We start from the raw sequence: 18535 nt of genomic DNA, 5'->3' as shown, positions 1-18535 counted from the left end.
AGACATGACTGATTTCACAATGAAAGTCGGCGACAACGGTGTCGCCATCATCACCTGGGACGTGAAGTCCAAATCGATGAACGTGCTGAGCCGGGAGGCCTTTGGCGACTTGGAAGCCTGCATTGACGAGGTGCTCGGCAACGACGACATCAAAGGCGCGGTAATTACCTCTGGCAAAGACACTTTTGCCGGTGGCATGGACCTGAATGTGCTTGGTTCCATCCGCGCGGATGCCGGTGACGAGCCTGCGCAGGCGCTGTTTGACTTCACCATGATGGGCCACAAATTCCTGCGCAAAATCGAGCGTGCGGGCATGGACCCAAAAACCAACAAAGGCGGCAAGCCGATTGCCTCCGCGCTGCCCGGCACCGCGCTTGGCATTGGCCTGGAACTGCCTTTGGCAACCCACCGCATCTTTGCAGCGGACAACCCAAAGGCCAAAATTGGCCTGCCGGAAATCATGGTTGGCATCTTCCCGGGCATGGGTGGCACCACACGTTTCATTCGCATGATGGGCGCTATCGCAGCCTCGCCGTTCTTGCTGCAAGGCAAGATGGTTGATCCGAAGAAAGCCAAAGCCGCAGGCATCATCCATGAAGTGGTGGACGATCCAGTCGCCGCCGCGACAGAGTGGGTTCTGTCGGCCACCGACAAAGACATCCTGAAGCCATGGGATGCCAAAGGCTACAAAATGCCAGGTGGTGAACCGTACCACCCAGCAGGCTTCATGACCTACGCTGGCGCGTCGGCGATGGTGAACGGCAATACTTGGGGCGTGTACCCTGCAGCCAAGGCTCTGCTGTCTGCGGCCTATGAAGGTGCACAGGTGCCGTTTGACACTGCGCTAAAGATCGAAGCGCGCTGGTTTGTGAATGTGCTGATGAACCCGTCGTCTTCGGCGATGATCCAGTCTTTGTTCATCAACAAAGAAGCACTGGAGAAAGGCGCAAACCGTCCAGACGTTCCGGATCAGTCCGTCAAGAAAGTCGGCGTTCTGGGCGCGGGTATGATGGGCGCAGGCATCGCGCTGGTCTCTGCGCAGGCCGGCATGGACGTTGTGCTGATCGACACCAGCCAAGAAGCAGCCGATCGCGGCAAAGCCTACTCCGAGACCTATCTCGACAAGGGCATCAAGCGCGGCAAGGTCACGGCAGAGAAGAAAGAGGCCATGCTGGGCCGCATCAACGCCACCACCGATCTGGACAACCTGTCTGACGTTGACTTGATCATCGAAGCGGTGTTCGAAGATGTGGGCGTGAAAGCCGAAATGACCAAGAAGGTTGAGGCGATCATCCCTGAGGATGCGATCTTTGCCTCCAATACCTCCACCCTGCCAATCACCGGTTTGGCCGAAGCTTCTGTACGCAAAGAGCAATTCATCGGCATCCACTTCTTCTCCCCAGTGGAGAAAATGGCGCTGGTGGAGATCATCAAAGGCAAAGAAACCGGCGACCGCGCGGTGGCCAAAGCGCTCGACTATGTGCGTCAGATCCGCAAGACGCCAATTGTTGTGAACGACGAGCGCTTCTTCTACGCCAACCGCTGCATCATTCCTTACATCAACGAAGGTGTGATGATGGCCGGTGAAGGTGTGGGCCGTCCGCTTCTGGACCACGCGGCGCAGCTTCTAGGCTTCCCAGTGGGACCAATCCAGCTGGTGGACGAGACCTCCTTGGACCTCGGCGCCAAAATCGCCAAAGCCACTATGGCTGCGATGGGCGACGCCTATCCGAAGTCCGTCGCGGATGACGTGACCTTCTGGATGGTTGAAGAAGGTCGTTTGGGCCGCAAAGCGAAAGCGGGCTTCTTTGACTATGACGAAAAGGGCAAGCGCGGCGACTACTGGACCGGCTTCAACGAGAAGTTCCCGCTACTGGAAGAGCAACCTGACCTGATCGAAGTGCAGCACCGTCTGATCTTTGCCCAGGTACTGGAAGCCGTGCGCGCGCTGGAAGCGGGTGTGCTGGAAGACATTCGTGAAGGTGACGTGGGCGCGATCTTGGGCTGGGGCTTCATGCCATGGTCCGGCGGCCCGTTCAGTTGGCTCGACATCGTTGGCGCCGCTTGGGCAGCTGAACGTTGCGACCAATTGGCACAGAAGTTTGGCGACCGGTTTGCTTGCCCGCCATTGCTGCGTGAGATGGCGGACAAAGGCGAGACCTTCTATGGCCGCTTTGGTCCACAGGCCAAAGCCGCAGCCTAAGCGCCCCTCACAAAACAAGAAACGCCCGGGAGCAATCGCTATCGGGCGTTTTTCTTTTGTGCCCTTTCTACGCTGCGGCCAGCATCATCTCTGGCTTCACAGACACATTCCGCACCGCGCCGCTTTCCAGCATGGTCATGGCTGTTTGTACCGGCACCATGTTGTAGTTCGCCGCCCGCCCAAAGCGTGGCCGCACACCGGCACGCACGCCCCAAATGCACTGGGAAAACAGCAGCGCCCCGCCGTTGACAAACACCATCTGATCTTCGGCAAATGCCGGTAGAACGGCCTTAAGAGGTGTGGCAGGTTCCACGCGGTAGGTCCCATCCAGAACCTCCAAGGCCGCGCCAGGGATGACCGCGTAAGGATCGCCCCATTTGTCGCGTACCGACGGGCTTTCAACGAGAACCCCTTCCCCCGGTTGCACCAAGAGATCACGCCTGTTTTCCAAAGAACCGGCAGGGACAAAAATCGGCCACAGCTGGCGTGGGGTCACGTGCTCATGGCTGAATATCGGGTCGGTCGCCAAAGCCGTAACGCGCTGAAATCCGGCATCAAATGTGAGCACTTCATCACCGACATGCAAGCTGTCCACGGTGGCCCACCCACCGGGCGTGACCACACGGGTACCCGCCACAAACCCACTACCCGTGGTTGTGATTACCGGCCGCACGTTTGAGTGGCGGCGCCTGGCTGCTAAAGCCAGCCTAGCTTTGTCACGAATTGTTACCACCATCTATTCCACCAAGGACGGGGTCCGAAAAACACTCATACTGTTTCGCCACTAAGTTTGGGAAACGCTTGGATCATATTTTGCGGCTGCGCCTATACAATTCGTAAACAGTTTCAGCGGTCTACTTGGCATTTAGTTCAACTGTGAGTAGGCTCAAAATGATTGAAATTTGAAACAGCCTTCCCTTGCCAACGGGTTTGCCCCTTAGGTGCGCCCCATCTTTAAGTCGGTCGCTCATAGCGCATGATTGTTTCAACAATGCCGTCGAAGCGTGCGTATTATTACCGACTTCCCTTTTGAAACAACATCTACGAGAGTGCTGGCAAGACTTTTTGGGAGGGTTCGCCAATGGGCTGGATGTCAGATGAAACCGGATTGGAAAAATGCGCGGCTAATTATGTGCCTTTGTCCCCGCTGTCCGGACTGAAACGAGCGGCAACAATCTTCCCGAACCGCCCCGCCTTGGTGGATGGCGAGATTCGTCGCACTTACCGTGAGTATCACGCCCGGTGCAGCCAATTGGCCTGCGGCCTTGTTGAGTTGGGGGTAAAACCCGGCGACGTGGTTGCAACCTTGCTTCCCAACACACCGACAGCTTGCGAGGCGCATTTTGGTGTGCCCGCCTGCGGGGCTGTGCTCAACGCGATCAACATCCGTCTGGATGTCGCCACGGTCACTTACATCTTTGAGCATGGCGAAGCCAAAGTGGTGTTGGTAGACAGCGCTTTCCTGGAGCTTGCCGAGGCGGCCTGCGCCGCGATGAGCTCAGCCGCACCCACGCTAATCGAGGTGGCTGCCCCGGAAGCAGGATTTCCAGCCTCCGGACGCCATCAGACCTATGAGGATCTGTTGGCCCAAAGCGATCTGGCGTTTGACTGGATCATGCCTCAAGACGAGTGGGAGAGCATCGCGCTCAACTACACCTCCGGCACCACGGGCAAGCCAAAAGGCGTGGTGTATCACCACCGGGGCGCTTATCTAAACGCCATGGGACAGGTGCTGAGCTGGCGCATGACCTTACATCCGGTCTACCTGACAATTGTGCCTCTGTTTCACTGCAACGGCTGGTGCCACACATGGATGATGCCCATGGTCGGCGGCACCATTGTCTGTTGCCGCGACATCACGGCACCGGCGATCTTCGACGCGATTGCCGACGAGGGTGTGACCCACTTTGGTGGGGCCCCTATCGTGTTGAACATGCTGGTCAATGCACCGGAAGAGCAGCGCAGAGAGTTCGGCCATGTGGTGGAAGTCTTCACCGCCGGCGCCCCCCCGGCCCCGGCCACATTGGCCAAAATCGAGCCGATGGGCTTTCACATCACGCAGGTCTATGGGCTGACCGAAGTCTATGGGCCAGCCACAGAATGTCTTTGGGATGAGACCCGCTGGGACGATCTGCAAGGCCATGACCGCGCGGCGATCAAAGCCCGCCAAGGCGTCGCCATGCCATTTATGGACGACATCACGGTGATGGACGACAAGATGGCGCAGATCCCCATGGACGGGGCCGCAGATGGCGAAATCATGATCCGCGGCAACGCGGTGATGAAAGGCTACTTGAAGAATCCGGAAGCCACCAAGGCAGCTTTTGAAGGCGGCTACTTCCACTCCGGCGATATCGCGGTGCAGCATCCGGACAGCTATGTGCAGATCACCGACCGGGCCAAGGACATCATCATCTCCGGTGGTGAGAACATCAGCTCGGTCGAAGTGGAAGGTGTGTTGATGCACCACCCTGCGGTGAACCTGGCAGCGGTGGTGGCCAAACCAGATGAGAAATGGGGCGAGGTGCCGTGTGCCTTTGTCGAGTTGCTGGATGGGCAGTCGGCGGAGGAGAAAGAGGTGATTTCCTTTGCCCGAGAACACCTTGCGGGATTTAAGACCCCCAAGAAGGTCGTGTTTGGCGAGTTGCCTAAGACCTCCACGGGCAAGATTCAGAAGTTTGCCTTGCGCGAAAAAGCCAAAAGTCTCTGAGCGGTTAAAACAGTGAGGATGGGGGCGCTGCCCCCGCCCTGCCGTTGGCAGGCCTCCCCCGGGATATTTGTGGCCAAATGACGCCGCCGGCTTAAGCCCGCGGCCACTGCGCTGCATCGCAAAAAAGTTGCGGCATTTGTTGAAACGCTCTGATAAGGTTGCCGCAACGACCAAAAATGGCGACGACATGAGCAGCACTCCAAAAATCGAAGATGACATGCGCGAGAAAATCATCTCGCAACCCGATGTAATTCTGGAAGACCGGGATTTGATGCGGGCGTTGATTGCCGCCAATGAAAAAACCATGGGTGGCAACATTGTGGACTTGCGCGGCATCGCCATGGAGCGGCTTGAGGCGCGTTTGGACCGGCTGGAAGACACACATCGCAGCGTGATTGCCGCCGCTTACGACAATCTTGCGGGCACCAATCAGGTGCATCGCGCCATTCTGCGGATGCTCGATCCGGTGGAATTTGAAGGCTTCCTGCACGATTTGGGCGGCGAAGTGGCCGATATTTTGCGCGTGGACGCGGTGCGCTTGGTTCTGGAAACCGAGGCAGAGACCGAAGGCGACGCAAATATCGCGCGGTTGGGAGATGTTTTGTCGACAGCGGCTCCTGGGTTTGTGGAAGAGTATTTGACCGGTGGACGTAATATACCACAGCGGCAGGTGACGTTGCGCCAGGTGCAGGGTGGGGGTTCGGTGGTCTATGGTGAGGATGCCGACTGGATCCGCTCAGAAGCCTGCCTGAAGCTGGACCTTGGCACCGGCCGATTGCCCGGTTTGTTGGTGATGGGCGCAGAAGACCCGCATCAGTTCACACCACAGCAAGGCACTGATCTACTGGCGTTTTTTGCTGGAGTGTTTGAACGGGCGATGCGCCGTTGGCTGGCGTGAGCCGCCCATGATCAGCGCGGCGGCCAGTGATGCAGTCGAGCGCTTTCTGGCCCACAAAATGGCGTTGCAAGGCGCTTCTGATAACACGGTTGCGGCCTATCAGCGGGACCTAATTGAATTCCTGACGTTTATGACCCTGCACAAGGGGGACCAGCAGGGGCTGGCGCCTTTGATGGAACTGGGCGTGCCGGACATGCGCAGCTGGATGGCGAGCGCCCGATCCAGTGGGATTTCATCGCGGTCGTTGGCGCGTAAGCTCTCGTCTGTAAAGAGTTTTTACCGGTGGTTGGCCGAAAAGGAAGGCTGTGATCCGACGGCGGTTCTGGCCACACGTGCGCCGAAGTTTCAGGCCAAACTGCCCCGCCCGTTGAGCGAGGATGCCGCCAAAGAAGTGATTGAAACGGTGGAGTTTCAGTCACAGGAAGATTGGGTCGGCGCGCGTGATATCGCCGTGATTACAATGCTTTATGGCTGCGGCCTGCGGATTTCTGAGGCCTTGGGTTTAACCGGCGCGGACGTGCCTTTGCCCAACGCGCTGCGTATTGTCGGCAAAGGGGGCAAAGAGCGGATCGTGCCTGTGATCGACGCGGCGCGGGATGCAGTTTCGCGGTATATTCGCCTTTGCCCTCATGCACTTAGCGAAGATCTCCCGTTGTTTCGCGGGGTGCGCGGCGGGGCGCTTAATCCACGACAAGTTCAGAAGGTTATGCAGCAAACGCGGCAGCAGCTGGGCCTGCCAGCAAGCGCCACGCCTCATGCGATGCGACACAGCTTTGCTACGCATTTATTGAGCGCTGGCGGGGACTTACGCGCCATTCAGGAACTCTTGGGCCATGCGTCCTTGTCAACGACGCAGGCCTACACCCAAGTCGATTCGGCGCGGTTGATGGAAGTCTATAACAAGACCCACCCGAAGGCGTGAGTTAACCTCTCTATTTTGGCCCCGAATTCACGTCGGTATTCTATCGGTATCACGACTGTTTTGCGGAGGTGCGTTTTGTTGCGTGCAAAGGTTAAGGCGGCGGGCGTTGCGTGACACCCTCAGGCCTGATTATCGCATCGATGGACGCTTGTAGCGGTCATGTCGCAACATGCGCCCGGCATTGACATCGCGCCGACGTCGATCAGGGACGCGCAGTTCAAGCCATGTGGCCTGCGGGTCAACGGTCAAGGCTCCCAGCAGATGCCCTTCGGCCTGAATGGCAGCCACAAACCGCAGATGGTCGTGCGCCAACACCGTGTTGAGCCGCGCATCGGTTCGAGCCTTTGGCGGTGCAATTTCCACAACATCTCCTGGTCCATAAAGGCGCAGGATTGTAGTTTGATGTGCGGGAATGGGCAGTGTGGCGCTTTGCGGCAGCGAAATGGTCAGCGCCATGGTGGCATGCCCGCCCTGCATCAAACCGCCACCGGGGTGCGCCGAGTACATCAGGAGCAACATCAGGTCGCCAAAAACCAAATCCTGCGCACTTGGGTTGTGGACCTCCGCCCAAAGCGAGGGACCGCCCGCGCCGCTTTGCTTTTGCCACAGCTTTAAGATTTCGACCTGCGGCACCACTTTGGACGACGCAGACGCCTGCTTGCCCGCGCCAGTTGAGGCAAACAAGCTGCTGAGAAACTGCCACAGGTCCTTAAGCATTTGGTCTAGCGGCTCCTGTTGCTACCACGCAAAGAACATGGCGCAGAACGGCGCTCAATAAAACCGGCGTGTTACCGCCCTTTAGGGATCACCTCGTAACCAGGTTCCTCAGGCTCATCGTCGACCATCTCCGGCGGGAAGCCGGGCGCGAGAACAGACAGGCCTGTGGCCTCTTCCAGCCGTTTGATGATGTTGGGACTGAGTTCGCGTTCGCCAAAGCGGGCGATGGCGTCGTCAAACATCGAGACCATCAGCGGGTTGAGTTCCAGCGGCACCCCTGCCCTGTCGGCGACGTCTTGGAATAGGCCGATGTCCTTTTTGACCAGATCCATGGTGAAGGAGATGTCGCGCGAGCCATTCAGGATGACTTGGCTCTCAGTTTCGTGGCTGAAGGAATTGCCGGAGCTGATGCGGATCGCCTCATAGGCGGTGTTGAGATCCATACCCGCCGCTTTGCAGGTGGTGAGTGCCTCGGCGGAGGCCACAAGGTGCGCGGTTGCGAGGTAGTTGGTCACAACCTTGAGCACGGAAGCGGAGCCAAGCGGACCGGTGTGCAGGATGCGGCGGCCCATGGTGGTCAGCAGCGGCAGGATGCGCTCAAATGTGGCCCGGTCACAGCCTGCAAAGATGGCGATATTGCCGGTGTCGGCGCGGTGACAGCCGCCGGAGACAGGGCAGTCCACAGCTGCGCCGCCACGGGCGATCACCAGCGCGCCGAGGCGTTTGACTTCGGCCTCATCGGTGGTGGACATCTCCATCCAGATTTTGCCCTCGGTGACCTCGGGCAGCATCTCTTGCATGACCGCATCAGAAGCGGCGGGCGATGGCAGGCAGGTGATGACCGCATCACAGAGGCGCATCATTTCGGCGGGGCTGGACACGGGCTTGGCCCCTGCGGCGACCTTCTCTGCCACCAAATCGGGGTTGAGGTCGTGTACATAGAGGTCTTTGCCGTTGCGCAGCAGGCTGCCGGACAGCTTACCGCCAACATTGCCCAATCCGATGAAGCCGATTTTCATGGCCAGTCTCCCTGTTGTTGAGATCAGCCTGCGCAAGGCGTGGCATTGCGGCAGGCCTGATACCGACAGAGAGGAGATGTTTTTAGCGTTTCAGCAAACGGCCCGGCGCGTTGGCGGCCAGTTTGGCACCGGAGAGCTGTGCCATATGCCAGGCAAGCGCGAGGTTGCTGCCAAACACCGGTTTGTCGAGGTCGGCCTCTAGGCTGTCGATCACATCCAGTGTTTGCAGGTTGGTGCAGCTGAGGAAGATCGCATCGACGCCTAGATGGCCCACCTGCAGGGCGGCGGCTTTCACAGAAGCCGTATCGATGCGGGCGACGTTTTCCTCCCCGGCTTCGCCAAAAGACACCAGATGTGGCACGGCAATGCCTGCGGCCTCAAAGGCTTGTTTGACCGGCAGGGAGACGCTTTCGACATAGGGCGTGACCATGCCAAGGCGGGTGATCCCCAGCGCGTGACAGGCGGCGATGGCGGCGGTCAGTGGATCGGTCACGGCAGGCGTTTGTACGCCTTGTTTGACAAGCTCGGCCACTTTATCGGCGCCAATCATGGTGGTGCCGGACGTGCAGCCATAGCCTACGACGTCGAAGTTTGCTGCGGGTGGGAAAAGGGATGCGCTGGCTGGCAGGGTTTTGGACATTTCCAGCAGCGTGTCTTGGGTGACTTCTGAGTCAGAGGGCACGCGGCTGGTGTAAATTGAGAGATCACGGGACGGGAACAGTCGGCGGAAGTCCTGTTCCAGCGTTTCGTCAAACTTGAGCACAATCAGGCCCAAGGCGGCCCGGCCGGACGCCGGGGTGCCAAGGGTGAAAGGGACGGTCTCCATGGGCGTTACCTCAGAATGGGCAGGGATGCGGCGGCACGGGAGGAGAGGAGCTCCGGACCATCCGCGCGCAGGACGATGTTTTCTTCGTGCACCTGAAACAGGCCGGGCGCGATCTCGACGCTCGGTTCCAGCGTGAGCACCATACCCGCGCGCAGTTCGGTGTGGTCATGCGGCGTGAAGCTGGGCCATTCCGTGAGCGTGATGCCAAGGCCGTGGCCGAGACGGCCACTGCCAGGGGTGGCGCCTTGCTTGGTCAGGCTGTCGACAAACATGGCGTGCACATCGCTCGCCTTGTGACCGGGCCGTAGCGTGGCAAGCACGTGGTCGGTGGCTTGATAGAGCTGATCATAGGCGCGTTTGGCGGCGGCGTCGGCCTGGGTGATGGCGAAGTTGCGGTCAAAGTCGCAGAAGTAGCCGTCCAGCACCGCGCCGGTGTCGAGCATCAAGATGTCGCCTGCGGTGAGGCGTTGATCTGTCGCCGGGGAGATCACATCGCCGTAACCGCCCTGCCCTGCGCCGCCTGCGGTGTAGCTGACCCAATCGGCGCCTTCCTCAAGCAAAATACGCTGAAAGTCTCGGAAGACCTGTCCATGAGAGGTGTTTTCGGAGGCGTATTCGGAAATGCGAGAGAAGGCGCGGTCGGCCACGGCGCAGGCGGCGCGGATTTTGGCGACTTCGCCATCAGATTTGATTTCGCGGGTGCGTTGCACCGTGTTGGTCGCATCAACGAAACGGCGCGGGGCGAGGTTGTTGGTGAGTTGAAGGTAATCCCCCAACGGCATGCGCAGGTGGGTTTCGAGGCCCATGGGTAGGCCGATGGTGCCAGTCTCGGGCACGATGTCAGCAAGGGTTTGGGTGAGCAGGCTGACGCCGTCGTCTCCGGGACAAGGCGCGTCCCAGGTGCGGATGTCGGTTACCCAGGTTTTGGACATCAGGTCCGCGCCGATGGAGGGAATCACGGCGATGGGGTCGCCTTGCGCCGGGACGATCACAAACCACGGGCGGGCGGGGCTTTCCCAGAAGCGGGTGAGGAAGCCGGTGGTGTAGAAGATGTCAGCCTGCGACGTCAGCAGGAGTGCTGTTTCGCCTGCGTCTGCCATGGCGGATTGCAGGCGGGTGACGCGGGTGCGGAACTTTTCCGGTGGGAAACCACGATCAAGCATCTTCGGGACCTTCGGAGACGAAGCACAGGATGCGGGCGTCAGACGGCAGATCGGGGCGTTTCAGGAGCGCGGCGGCAACACCGGCCACACCGGAAGGCGTGCTGGCGATGCCGTGGGATTTGAGCGCGCCCACTGCGTCCTGCGCCTCTTGTTCGGAGATGGTCACAAAGCTGTCCGCATCCATGGCAAGACCGTTGAGCGCGACCATGGAGGCGGTTTTGCAATCCAGTCGCCCCATGTCGGACACAGGTCCGGTGGTGTCGGCCAATTGGCCTGCGCGGACGGATTCAATGAGCGCGGGGGCGGCTTCGGGTTCGACCACGGTGATCTGCGGTGCGTCGCCCCACGTGACGCGGGCAAAGGCGGCGACAGCGGCGGCGAGACCACCTACGCCCGCCTGCAAGAAGATATGCGTGGGTGGCGCAGGGATTTGCGTGGCAGCTTCAGAGGCCATTTGCAGATAGCCCTCCATGACGCGGTAGCCACTGTCCTCATAGCCGGCCCAAGTGCTGTCGGACAGCAACGTCCAGCCGTTGTCCTTGGCGGCTTGCGCTGCAGCCTCCATGCTGGCCTCGTAGTTGTCTCCGGCCCAGGCCACTGAGGCGCCTTGGGCTTCCAGACGTTTGCCAAAGGCTTTTGGCACGGTGTGGGACAGGTAGATCACGGCCTTGGCGCCAAACACCCGCGCGCCAGCGGCGACGGACATGCCGTGGTTGCCCGCCGAGGCGGTGACATAGGTGCGGCCGGTCAAGGCGGTGGCCCAGTCGGTAGGGGCCGTGCGGGCTGCGTCAAAAGCGATGGCGTAAGCGGCGCCAAGGGCTTTGAAAGAGCCAAGTCCCATCCGGGAGCGTTCATCTTTGATGTGGAAGCTGTGCACGCCCAATGTGGCGGCGAGGTCTGTCATGTCGCGCAGTGGGGTTTCTGCATGAGCCGGGCACAGGGCGAGCAACTTTGCAACGGCGGCGGCATCGCGGCTGGGCATCGTGTCAGATTGGCGGGTCGGCAGGCCGGTGCCGCGGTGGGGATTATGAAGTGTTTCGGTCATAAGCTGCCTTTGCTGGTGGCGCAGGGGGTCAGGGCTCTGAGTGAGACATCAGAAGGGATTTGAGGCGGGTGACCTCCCCTGCCCGCATGCGACCGTCGCGCTGTTCAAACAGCGCACGGACCTCGGTGCCTTCAAAGGCCAAATCATCGACAACATAACCGCGATGGATCACCCGGTAAGATTTGGCGGACCACTCGGCAATTTCCATGCGGATGGTCAGCGCGTCGCCATCCTTAAGCGGACGGCGGTATTTGGCATGGGTTTCCATCAGTCCAAGTCCCACGGCGTCGAGGTGTTCACAAACTGCGGCGTGGCCGCCGTATTGCTGCAGGAAGCGCTGAAACGTGCCGTCCATCCAGCGGTAGATGTTGGGGTAGTAGACAATGCCCGCCGGATCACAGTCGCCAAAGACAACATTGTGGTGGTTCTCGAAAGTGAAAGGCATGGCGTGGGTCCAACTGAAGCTTCTTTGTTGACCAGAGTGGGCGGGGTTGCGGGGAAAGGCAATGGGCTGTGCAGGGTTGACAGGAGAGGGTTTAGAGCCAAATGCTAGCGCAAAGATTTGGGCAAAATGTTCTGAAATTGCCCTTAGATGAGCGAATTGCCCTTAGTTCTCACCAAAGAAATACAAATGACCGAAAATCTCGACGAAATCGACCGCCGTCTGCTCACCGCCATTCAGAAGAACAACCGGCTGACGGCGGATGAGTTGGGCGAGATTGCGGGTATCTCGCGCTCTGCGGTACAACGGCGGCTTAAGCGGTTTCGCGACGAGGGGATTGTGGAGGCGGATATTGCCGTGGTTTCTGCCAAGGCGGTGGGGCGGCCCATGACCTTTGTGGTGGAGGTAGAGATGGAGCGCGAGCGCACGGACCTGCTGGATGAGTTCCGCCGCTCGATGCTCAAGCTCGATGATGTGTAGCAGTGCTACTACGTCACCGGTCAGGCCGACTTTATTCTGGTGGTCACCGCGCCGGATATGACCGCTTATGAGGAGTTCAGTCGCCGGGTGTTCAACGACAATCCCAACATCCGCAGGTTTCACAGCAATGTGGTGATTGATCGGGTGAAGGCTGGGCTACAGGTGCCGGTGTAGGGGCGACGTGCCGGGTTCCCTTGGCGCTATGGCGCGGTGGCCAAAGTATTTGGAAATGACTTGAGCACCAATAAAGCGCCGCCTGCTGCAATTGTTAAAAACACAAGGGCGACCCTCAGATCGCCCCACCAAGATTGTCTTTGTAGGTAGTTTTTCATCCTTTTCATGTCTGTCCTCGCGTTGTGGCTACAGACAAGAGATGGCGGCGAATGCGGAGATTGCATTTTGCGAAGAGGACAGAGTTTGGGGGAGCTTTGCCAAAGACAAGGTTCGGTGATTTGTGGACACGAGGCGCTTTAGGGTGGGCTGTCTACAGTATTTGGTACTGCGTAAATCACCAACGAGGCCACGCCGTAAGCGATGCCGAAAAACAGGGCGGCCAACAGGACGCCACGACACCACGCGTGTTTGTCGCAAAAGGCTTTTAGTTGTCCCAAGTAAGGTCCTGCTCGATAGTGCCTGCCTTCATGCCTGACTTGCAGCAAGCGGCCACGCCGGACATGTTTTGAAGATCATGACGGTTTTCGGAATTTTGCGACATGGGAATGCACGCGGCCCTCTCCCCAGAACCGGAAGTTGCAGTAGTGGCGAAGGACTATCGCAAGCTAATGCACCGCCTCAAAAGGCGAAGGGGCGCACAGAACGCCCCTTTTGCTTTGGTGTCAATTGCCGATCAAGTTGACGGCACGGTTTGCAGCACGATGAGTGCGGCGAGTGCGGCAAGTCCCAGAAACACAGCAGCGACTTTGAGGTCGCCACACCAGGAATGCCGGCGGCAGTAGTCTCTTATTTGTTTCATGTCTGTTCTCGCACAATGGTTACAGAACAAACATGGTAGCGCCGACACAATCCGCCTTCAGAATTCCCGTCAAAGTATTCAGCAGAGGCGACAATGGCGCATTTTGCGAGATATTTTGGTGGGGGCGAGAATCTAAGGACTCTGGAGATGTCCCTGTCACGCGCGCAAAGCGATTTTGATGCTTGAGATTACCCGCAACAGCCGCTGGTGCAGGTGTGTTGCACAGGTTTGAGGTCGTCTTCAATCAGGGGTAGCTCGCCTGTGAGGGCCTGCGTCGGGATTTGCAGTGCTGTGGCGAGGCGTAGGACGGCGGGTTCCGGCAGAGTCGCGGTTTTGGCGGTTTCCAGCTTGGTCAGCTGGCGCTCGGTGAGGTTTATCAGTTTCGCGAGTTTCGGACGGCCCAGCTTACGCGCCTTGCGCACGGTTTTGAGGCGTTGCGGGTCGATGGTGAGCGTGGTCATGGGCGTGGGGTCCTGATGGGGGGTGTTATAGTGTTTCATAGAGGGAATGTTGGGGGATTGGAAGAGAGGCGTGTCCCGCCCAGCCAGCGTACGACCGACCAGATGGGCGTGCGCTTTTGTGCGTGTCGTGACAGGGTGAAACCTTGGATGCGTTTGGCTGGGATTAAGCGACAGGTTGCGGATTCGGTGCGCACACCCGCAGTCGGGCGCTGGCCCTGTTGAGGCGCATCAAAAGCGCTTCGTAAGCTTCACCCATTCCAGACACCACCGCCAACAGCCGAAAAACAAGCCGAAGGATAAGACCGCGAGAATGGGCAACCACATCGGGGACAACAGGGCATCCTGCATCGCGACATCAAACTTCATCAACATTAGAGTGAGGACACCGGTCGCGGCAAAGACCAGCACCGGAAAAACAACCAAATAAGGAATGCCGCTCAAGAGGTGACGCAACTCGATACTCCGCTTGGGGCCAATGGCCTGAGTAGGGCAAGGATGCACTTGCAGATCAGGAAGTCCATACGGAGATGACAAAGCGCATAAAAAAGCCGCCCCTTTCAGGGCGGCTTCCTTGTGTCAACCTAACGCGTCGGCCTTAGCCGATGATCGCGTTCAGGGTGGCGCTTGGGCGCATGACTTTGGCTTTCAGCTCCACCGATGGGCGGAAGTAGCCGCCGATGTCGGCTGCTGGGCCTTGGGCCGCTGCGAGTTCGGCCAGGATAGCCTCTTCGCCGTCTGCCAAGGCTTTGGCCACGCCTGCGAATTCCGCTGCGAGATCGGCGTCGTCAGACTGTGCTGCCAGCGCGTCGGCCCAGTAGCGGGCGAACCAGTAGTGGCTGTCGCGGTTGTCCGGCTGGCCGACTTTGCGCGATGGCGAACGGTTGTCGTCCAGAATGCCTTGGGTCGCGGCTTCGGCAGCGACACCCAGAATACCGGCTTTGGCGTTGCCTTTGACGTCCGCGAGGAAGTTCAGGCTTTCACCAAGGGCACAGAACTCACCCATGGAGTCCCAGCGCAGGTGGTTTTCTTCGACCAGTTGCTGCACGTGCTTTGGCGCCGAACCACCAGCGCCGGTTTCAAACAGGCCGCCACCTTTCATCAGCTTCACGATGGAGAGCATTTTGGCAGAGGTGCCCAGCTCGAGGATCGGGAAGAGGTCGGTCAGGTAATCACGCAGCACGTTGCCGGTGATGGCGATGCTGTCGTTGCCTGCGGTGATGGTTTTCAGCGACTGCGCGGTGGCTTCGCGAGGCGCCATGATCTGAAACAGGTCGGCTTTGCCAGCCGCCTCGAGCGCCGGAGTCACGTATTTGATCAGCTCGGCATCATGGGCGCGGTTTGCGTCCAGCCAGAAGATCGCCTCGGACCCGGTCAGGCGCTGACGGTCCATCGCCAGCTCGATCCAGTTCTCGATTGGGGCTTTCTTCACGGTGCAGGAGCGCCAGATGTCGCCTGTCTCTACATCGTGGGAGTGCAGCACGTCGCCGTTTTCCAGAACGATGCGGATGGAACCCGCTGCTGGGGCTTCAAACGTGGTTGGGTGAGAGCCGTACTCTTCAGCCTTCTGCGCCATCAGACCCACGTTAGCCACGGAACCTGCGGTGGTCACGTCGAGCGCGCCGTTGGCTTTGAAGAAGTTGATGGTTTCATCATAGACGGACGCGTAGCAGCGATCTGGGATCACACAGTTGGTGTCACCCTTGTTGCCCGCTTCGTCCCAGCCTTTGCCGCCTGCGCGGATCACAGCCGGCATGGAGGCGTCGATGATCACATCGGAGGGCACGTGCAGGTTGGTGATGCCGCGGTCCGAGTCGACCATGTACATGGACGGACGGTCCAGCGCGGCGATCTCGGCTTTGATGGCGTCGGCGTTGTCCAGAGTATCGATCGCGGCCAGAACCGCACCCAGACCGGAGTTCGGGGAGCCGCCAGCGGCTGCGATGGCTTCGCCGTGTGCGTCCCAAACTGGGCCGAGCCATGCTTTCACCGCGTGGCCGAAGATGATGGGGTCGGAGACCTTCATCATGGTGGCTTTCATGTGCAGGGAGAACATGGTGCCGTCAGATTTGGTGTCTTCAATCGCGTCTGCAAGGAAGCTGCCCAGTGCAGAAGCGGACATGAAGGTCGCGTCAGCCACAGTGCCTTCTTCCAGCGGGTAGCTGTCTTTGAGCACGGTCACGGCGCCGTCTTTGGCGACAAATTCGATCTTCGCGTCGCCCTCCTGTTCGGCGGAGATGGTGGCGGAAACTTCGTTTGCGTAGAAGTCGTTGCCCGGCATGGAAGACACTTTGGTCTTCGACGTGCCTTCCCATGCGCCCATGGAGTGTGGGTTGTTTTGGGCGAAGTTCTTCACCGCACGGGCGGAGCGGCGGTCAGAGTTGCCTTCGCGCAGCACCGGGTTCACGGCGGAGCCTTTGATGCCGTCGTAACGTGCGCGGATGGCTTTTTCTTCGTCAGACTGCGGGTCTTCCGGGTAAGACGGGATGTTGTAGCCCTGCCCTTGCAGCTCTTCGATGGCCGCAACCAGCTGTGGCACGGAAGCGGAAATGTTTGGCAGCTTGATGACGTTGGCGTCTGGGGTCTTCACCAGTTCGCCCAGCGCGGCCAGATCGTCAGACTGACGCTGATCGTCGGTCAGGTTTTCCGGGAAGGTGGCGATGATGCGACCGGCAAGGGAAATGTCCGGGGTGCCAACGGTGATACCAGCGGCGGAAACAAACTTGCGAATGATCGGCAGGAAGGAGGCGGAGGCCAGCTCAGGCGCTTCGTCTACAATGGTATACAATATGTCGGGCGATTTTTTATCAGCCATGTTTCTCACTACCTTTTTTGCGTCAGGGGTGTTCTGTGACTTGCGGGATCAGGTCGGGATGACCTGACAAAATCCGAATGGTTCTCCTCCGCCCTCGCGCAGACTCAAAAGCCCGCACAACAGCATCGTGCGGGCTTCGTATAGGCCGATGAGGCGCAAAGATCAATTCTCGGTTGGGCCTCAGGCGGAGGCTTTTTGCCGCGCCGCAGCCATATAGCTGTCGATGGCAGCAATTTGCTGCGCGTTGAGGCGTAGACCGAGCTTGGAGCGGCGCCAAACCACATCGGCAGCGGCGCGCGCGTATTCCTTCGCCATGAGCCAGTCGACCTCGACGGCGGTCAGGGTTGCGCCAAAGTCTGCGCCCAAATCAGCAGCAGATTTTGCGGCTCCGAGCATCTCAGGCGCTTCGGTGCCGTAGGCACGGATCAAACGCTTGGCCCAGGCATCGGTCAGGAAGGGGTAGTCGCGTTGCAACTCGGCAATCTTGTCACCCACCTGATGCACTTCAAAGTCCCCGCCGGGCATCGCTACGCCCGCAGTCCAGGGGGCTGCGGCCTCTGGGAAGAATGGCGTAAGCTTTTCCATCGCCGCTTCGGCCAGCTTGCGGTAGGTGGTGATCTTGCCGCCAAAGATGTTGAGCACCGGGGCGCCGCTTTCGTCCAGTTTCAAGACGTAGTCACGGGTGGCTGCCTGTGCCGAAGATGCTCCATCGTCATAGAGTGGGCGCACACCAGAGTAGCGCCAGACGATGTCTTCCATGGTGACCGGCTTCTTGAAGTAGTTAGACGCGAAGTCGCAGAGGTACTGCGCCTCTTCATCGGTGCAGGTTGGGGCCACGTCGGCGTGGGTGTGTTCCTGATCGGTGGTGCCGATGAGGGTGAAGTCTTCCTGATAGGGAATGGCAAAGATGATGCGGCCGTCGCTGCCTTGGAAGAAGTAGCAGCGGTCGTGGTCAAACAGGCGTTTGGTGACAATGTGGCTGCCGCGTACCAAACGCACGCCAGCGGAGGAATTCTGCTGGATCACGCCGCGAATGACATCGGCCACCCAGGGGCCACCCGCATTGACCAGCGCCTTGGCACGGGTGGTGCGACGCGCGCCGGTGTCGACGTCCTCCATCTCGATGTGCCAGAAGTTGTCGCCACGTTGCGCGGAGATCACCTTGGTGCGGGTGCGGATGGTGGCCCCACGCGCCTCTGCATCCCGGGCGTTTAACACCACAAGACGGCTGTCCTCGACCCAACAGTCGGAGTATTCAAAGGCTTTCACAAACTTCTCCTGCAGCGGTGCGCCTGCTTCGTCGATTGTCAGATCCACCGTGCGGGTGCCGGGCAGGATTTTGCGGCCACCGAGGTGGTCATACATGAAAAGCCCCATGCGGATCAGCCAGCTGGGACGACGGCCTTTCATCCACGGCATGACCAAGCTTAGAAGTTTGGAGGTCGGCGTGTCGTTTTCAAAGCGCATGTCTTTGTGCATCGGCAGCACAAAGCGCATCGGCCAGCTGATGTGGGGCATGGCGCGCAGCAGGGTTTCGCGCTCAATCAGCGCCTCACGCACCAAACGGACTTCGAAATACTCGAGGTACCGCAGACCACCGTGGAACAGCTTGGTCGAGGCCGAGGATGTGGCCCAGGCCAGATCGTTCATTTCGGCCAGCTCCACCGAGAGCCCCCGCCCGGCCGCGTCCCGCGCGATGCCACAGCCGTTGATACCGCCACCAATGACAAAAAGATCCACCGGATTTTCTGTTTGCGCTTCCATAAGAACACCTTCGAACATTTTCGCACCTTTACGAACCCAAAACGCGCATTCGGTCAAGGAAATTCCGCGTGGTATGGATAATTTTCGTTGAAAACGTGCC

The 18535-nt window shown here is 59.3% G+C and carries 17 protein-coding genes and 1 pseudogene; 6 read left to right on the top strand and 12 right to left on the bottom strand.

Annotated elements, in window-relative coordinates:
• The first annotated feature begins 4 nt into the window (after window positions 1-4).
• Window positions 5-2203, top strand: coding sequence for a 3-hydroxyacyl-CoA dehydrogenase NAD-binding domain-containing protein (locus SIB38_RS08140; RefSeq protein WP_412551776.1), 2199 nt, complete (start codon window positions 5-7; stop codon window positions 2201-2203).
• A gap of 67 nt (window positions 2204-2270) precedes the next feature.
• Here SIB38_RS08140 and SIB38_RS08135 read toward each other — a convergent pair whose 3' ends face one another.
• Window positions 2271-2876: a Hint domain-containing protein gene (locus tag SIB38_RS08135; protein WP_294117315.1), complete on the bottom strand. Its 606-nt coding sequence runs from the start codon at window positions 2874-2876 to the stop codon at window positions 2271-2273.
• A gap of 408 nt (window positions 2877-3284) precedes the next feature.
• Here SIB38_RS08135 and SIB38_RS08130 point away from each other — a divergent pair, with 408 nt between their 5' ends.
• The 3 genes from SIB38_RS08130 to SIB38_RS08120 all read left to right on the top strand — a co-directional run bounded on the left by SIB38_RS08130 (window position 3285) and on the right by SIB38_RS08120 (window position 6733).
• Window positions 3285-4913, top strand: coding sequence for an AMP-binding protein (locus SIB38_RS08130; RefSeq protein ID WP_294117313.1), 1629 nt, complete (start codon window positions 3285-3287; stop codon window positions 4911-4913).
• A gap of 187 nt (window positions 4914-5100) precedes the next feature.
• Window positions 5101-5811 (top strand): DUF484 family protein, encoded by a 711-nt coding sequence (locus SIB38_RS08125; RefSeq protein WP_294117310.1) that lies wholly within the window; start codon window positions 5101-5103, stop codon window positions 5809-5811.
• 7 nt (window positions 5812-5818) lie between these two features.
• A complete protein-coding gene (locus SIB38_RS08120) occupies window positions 5819-6733 on the top strand; it encodes a tyrosine recombinase XerC (protein WP_412551775.1) in 915 nt (304 codons plus the stop codon).
• 129 nt (window positions 6734-6862) lie between these two features.
• On the opposite strand, the gene SIB38_RS08115 is transcribed toward SIB38_RS08120, so the two are convergent.
• The 6 genes from SIB38_RS08115 to SIB38_RS08090 all read right to left on the bottom strand — a co-directional run bounded on the left by SIB38_RS08115 (window position 6863) and on the right by SIB38_RS08090 (window position 11948).
• Window positions 6863-7450: a hypothetical protein gene (locus SIB38_RS08115; protein WP_294117307.1), complete on the bottom strand. Its 588-nt coding sequence runs from the start codon at window positions 7448-7450 to the stop codon at window positions 6863-6865.
• A 71-nt stretch (window positions 7451-7521) separates the two neighbouring features.
• Window positions 7522-8469, bottom strand: coding sequence for an NAD(P)-dependent oxidoreductase (locus SIB38_RS08110; RefSeq protein WP_294117305.1), 948 nt, complete (start codon window positions 8467-8469; stop codon window positions 7522-7524).
• 82 nt (window positions 8470-8551) lie between these two features.
• A complete protein-coding gene (locus tag SIB38_RS08105) occupies window positions 8552-9295 on the bottom strand; it encodes an Asp/Glu racemase (RefSeq protein ID WP_294117304.1) in 744 nt (247 codons plus the stop codon).
• A gap of 5 nt (window positions 9296-9300) precedes the next feature.
• Complete coding sequence (locus tag SIB38_RS08100; RefSeq protein WP_294117302.1) at window positions 9301-10458, bottom strand: M24 family metallopeptidase; 1158 nt, start codon at window positions 10456-10458, stop codon at window positions 9301-9303.
• On the bottom strand, window positions 10451-11503 hold the full coding sequence (locus tag SIB38_RS08095; protein ID WP_412551774.1) for a pyridoxal-phosphate dependent enzyme: 1053 nt from the start codon (window positions 11501-11503) through the stop codon (window positions 10451-10453). The genes SIB38_RS08100 and SIB38_RS08095 overlap by 8 nt, the downstream gene beginning before the upstream one ends.
• A 28-nt stretch (window positions 11504-11531) precedes the next feature.
• On the bottom strand, window positions 11532-11948 hold the full coding sequence (locus SIB38_RS08090; protein WP_294117296.1) for an acyl-CoA thioesterase: 417 nt from the start codon (window positions 11946-11948) through the stop codon (window positions 11532-11534).
• 147 nt (window positions 11949-12095) lie between these two features.
• Between SIB38_RS08090 and SIB38_RS08085 the strand changes: the two genes are divergently transcribed.
• Both SIB38_RS08085 and SIB38_RS08080 read left to right on the top strand, forming a co-directional pair.
• The gene (locus tag SIB38_RS08085) at window positions 12096-12425 is read left to right on the top strand and encodes an Lrp/AsnC family transcriptional regulator (RefSeq protein ID WP_412551773.1); all 330 of its coding nucleotides are present in this window, start codon (window positions 12096-12098) and stop codon (window positions 12423-12425) included.
• A 12-nt stretch (window positions 12426-12437) separates the two neighbouring features.
• Window positions 12438-12599, top strand: a pseudogene (locus SIB38_RS08080) (Lrp/AsnC ligand binding domain-containing protein); the annotation flags it as partial.
• Window positions 12600-13272: 673 nt separating this feature from the next.
• On the opposite strand, the gene SIB38_RS08075 reads toward SIB38_RS08080, so the two are convergent.
• The 5 genes from SIB38_RS08075 to glpD form a co-directional block, all read right to left on the bottom strand.
• Window positions 13273-13398: a hypothetical protein gene (locus SIB38_RS08075; protein ID WP_294117290.1), complete on the bottom strand. Its 126-nt coding sequence runs from the start codon at window positions 13396-13398 to the stop codon at window positions 13273-13275.
• 188 nt (window positions 13399-13586) lie between these two features.
• A complete protein-coding gene (locus tag SIB38_RS08070) occupies window positions 13587-13898 on the bottom strand; it encodes a helix-turn-helix domain-containing protein (protein ID WP_412551772.1) in 312 nt (103 codons plus the stop codon).
• Between the two features lie 189 nt (window positions 13899-14087).
• Window positions 14088-14300 carry a hypothetical protein gene (locus SIB38_RS08065; protein WP_294117286.1) on the bottom strand — a complete coding sequence of 71 codons (213 nt, stop codon included), beginning with the start codon at window positions 14298-14300 and terminating at the stop codon, window positions 14088-14090.
• 154 nt (window positions 14301-14454) lie between these two features.
• Window positions 14455-16671, bottom strand: coding sequence for an NADP-dependent isocitrate dehydrogenase (locus SIB38_RS08060; protein ID WP_294117284.1), 2217 nt, complete (start codon window positions 16669-16671; stop codon window positions 14455-14457).
• Window positions 16672-16851: 180 nt separating this feature from the next.
• Complete coding sequence (glpD, locus tag SIB38_RS08055) at window positions 16852-18435, bottom strand: glycerol-3-phosphate dehydrogenase (protein ID WP_412551771.1); 1584 nt, start codon at window positions 18433-18435, stop codon at window positions 16852-16854.
• Window positions 18436-18535: the final 100 nt, after the last annotated feature.

Origin of the sequence: Shimia sp. MIT910701, assembly GCF_047126315.1 — a bacterium.
Taxonomy (GTDB): domain Bacteria; phylum Pseudomonadota; class Alphaproteobacteria; order Rhodobacterales; family Rhodobacteraceae; genus Shimia.
This window is presented reverse-complemented; position numbering and strand designations above follow the sequence as displayed.

Bases quoted from the DNA above. Each gene is read 5' to 3' on its own strand.
- SIB38_RS08140 (WP_412551776.1), top strand. From the start codon at position 5: ATGACTGATTTCACAATGAAAGTCGGCGACAACGGTGTCGCCATCATC.
- SIB38_RS08130 (WP_294117313.1), top strand. From the start codon at position 3,285: ATGGGCTGGATGTCAGATGAAACCGGATTGGAAAAATGCGCGGCTAAT.
- SIB38_RS08125 (WP_294117310.1), top strand. From the start codon at position 5,101: ATGAGCAGCACTCCAAAAATCGAAGATGACATGCGCGAGAAAATCATC.
- SIB38_RS08120 (WP_412551775.1), top strand. From the start codon at position 5,819: ATGATCAGCGCGGCGGCCAGTGATGCAGTCGAGCGCTTTCTGGCCCAC.
- SIB38_RS08115 (WP_294117307.1), bottom strand. From the start codon at position 7,450: ATGCTTAAGGACCTGTGGCAGTTTCTCAGCAGCTTGTTTGCCTCAACT.
- SIB38_RS08110 (WP_294117305.1), bottom strand. From the start codon at position 8,469: ATGAAAATCGGCTTCATCGGATTGGGCAATGTTGGCGGTAAGCTGTCC.
- SIB38_RS08105 (WP_294117304.1), bottom strand. From the start codon at position 9,295: ATGGAGACCGTCCCTTTCACCCTTGGCACCCCGGCGTCCGGCCGGGCC.
- SIB38_RS08100 (WP_294117302.1), bottom strand. From the start codon at position 10,458: ATGCTTGATCGTGGTTTCCCACCGGAAAAGTTCCGCACCCGCGTCACC.
- SIB38_RS08095 (WP_412551774.1), bottom strand. From the start codon at position 11,503: ATGACCGAAACACTTCATAATCCCCACCGCGGCACCGGCCTGCCGACC.
- SIB38_RS08090 (WP_294117296.1), bottom strand. From the start codon at position 11,948: ATGCCTTTCACTTTCGAGAACCACCACAATGTTGTCTTTGGCGACTGT.
- SIB38_RS08085 (WP_412551773.1), top strand. From the start codon at position 12,096: ATGAGCGAATTGCCCTTAGTTCTCACCAAAGAAATACAAATGACCGAA.
- SIB38_RS08075 (WP_294117290.1), bottom strand. From the start codon at position 13,398: ATGAAACAAATAAGAGACTACTGCCGCCGGCATTCCTGGTGTGGCGAC.
- SIB38_RS08070 (WP_412551772.1), bottom strand. From the start codon at position 13,898: ATGAAACACTATAACACCCCCCATCAGGACCCCACGCCCATGACCACG.
- SIB38_RS08060 (WP_294117284.1), bottom strand. From the start codon at position 16,671: ATGGCTGATAAAAAATCGCCCGACATATTGTATACCATTGTAGACGAA.
- glpD (WP_412551771.1), bottom strand. From the start codon at position 18,435: ATGGAAGCGCAAACAGAAAATCCGGTGGATCTTTTTGTCATTGGTGGC.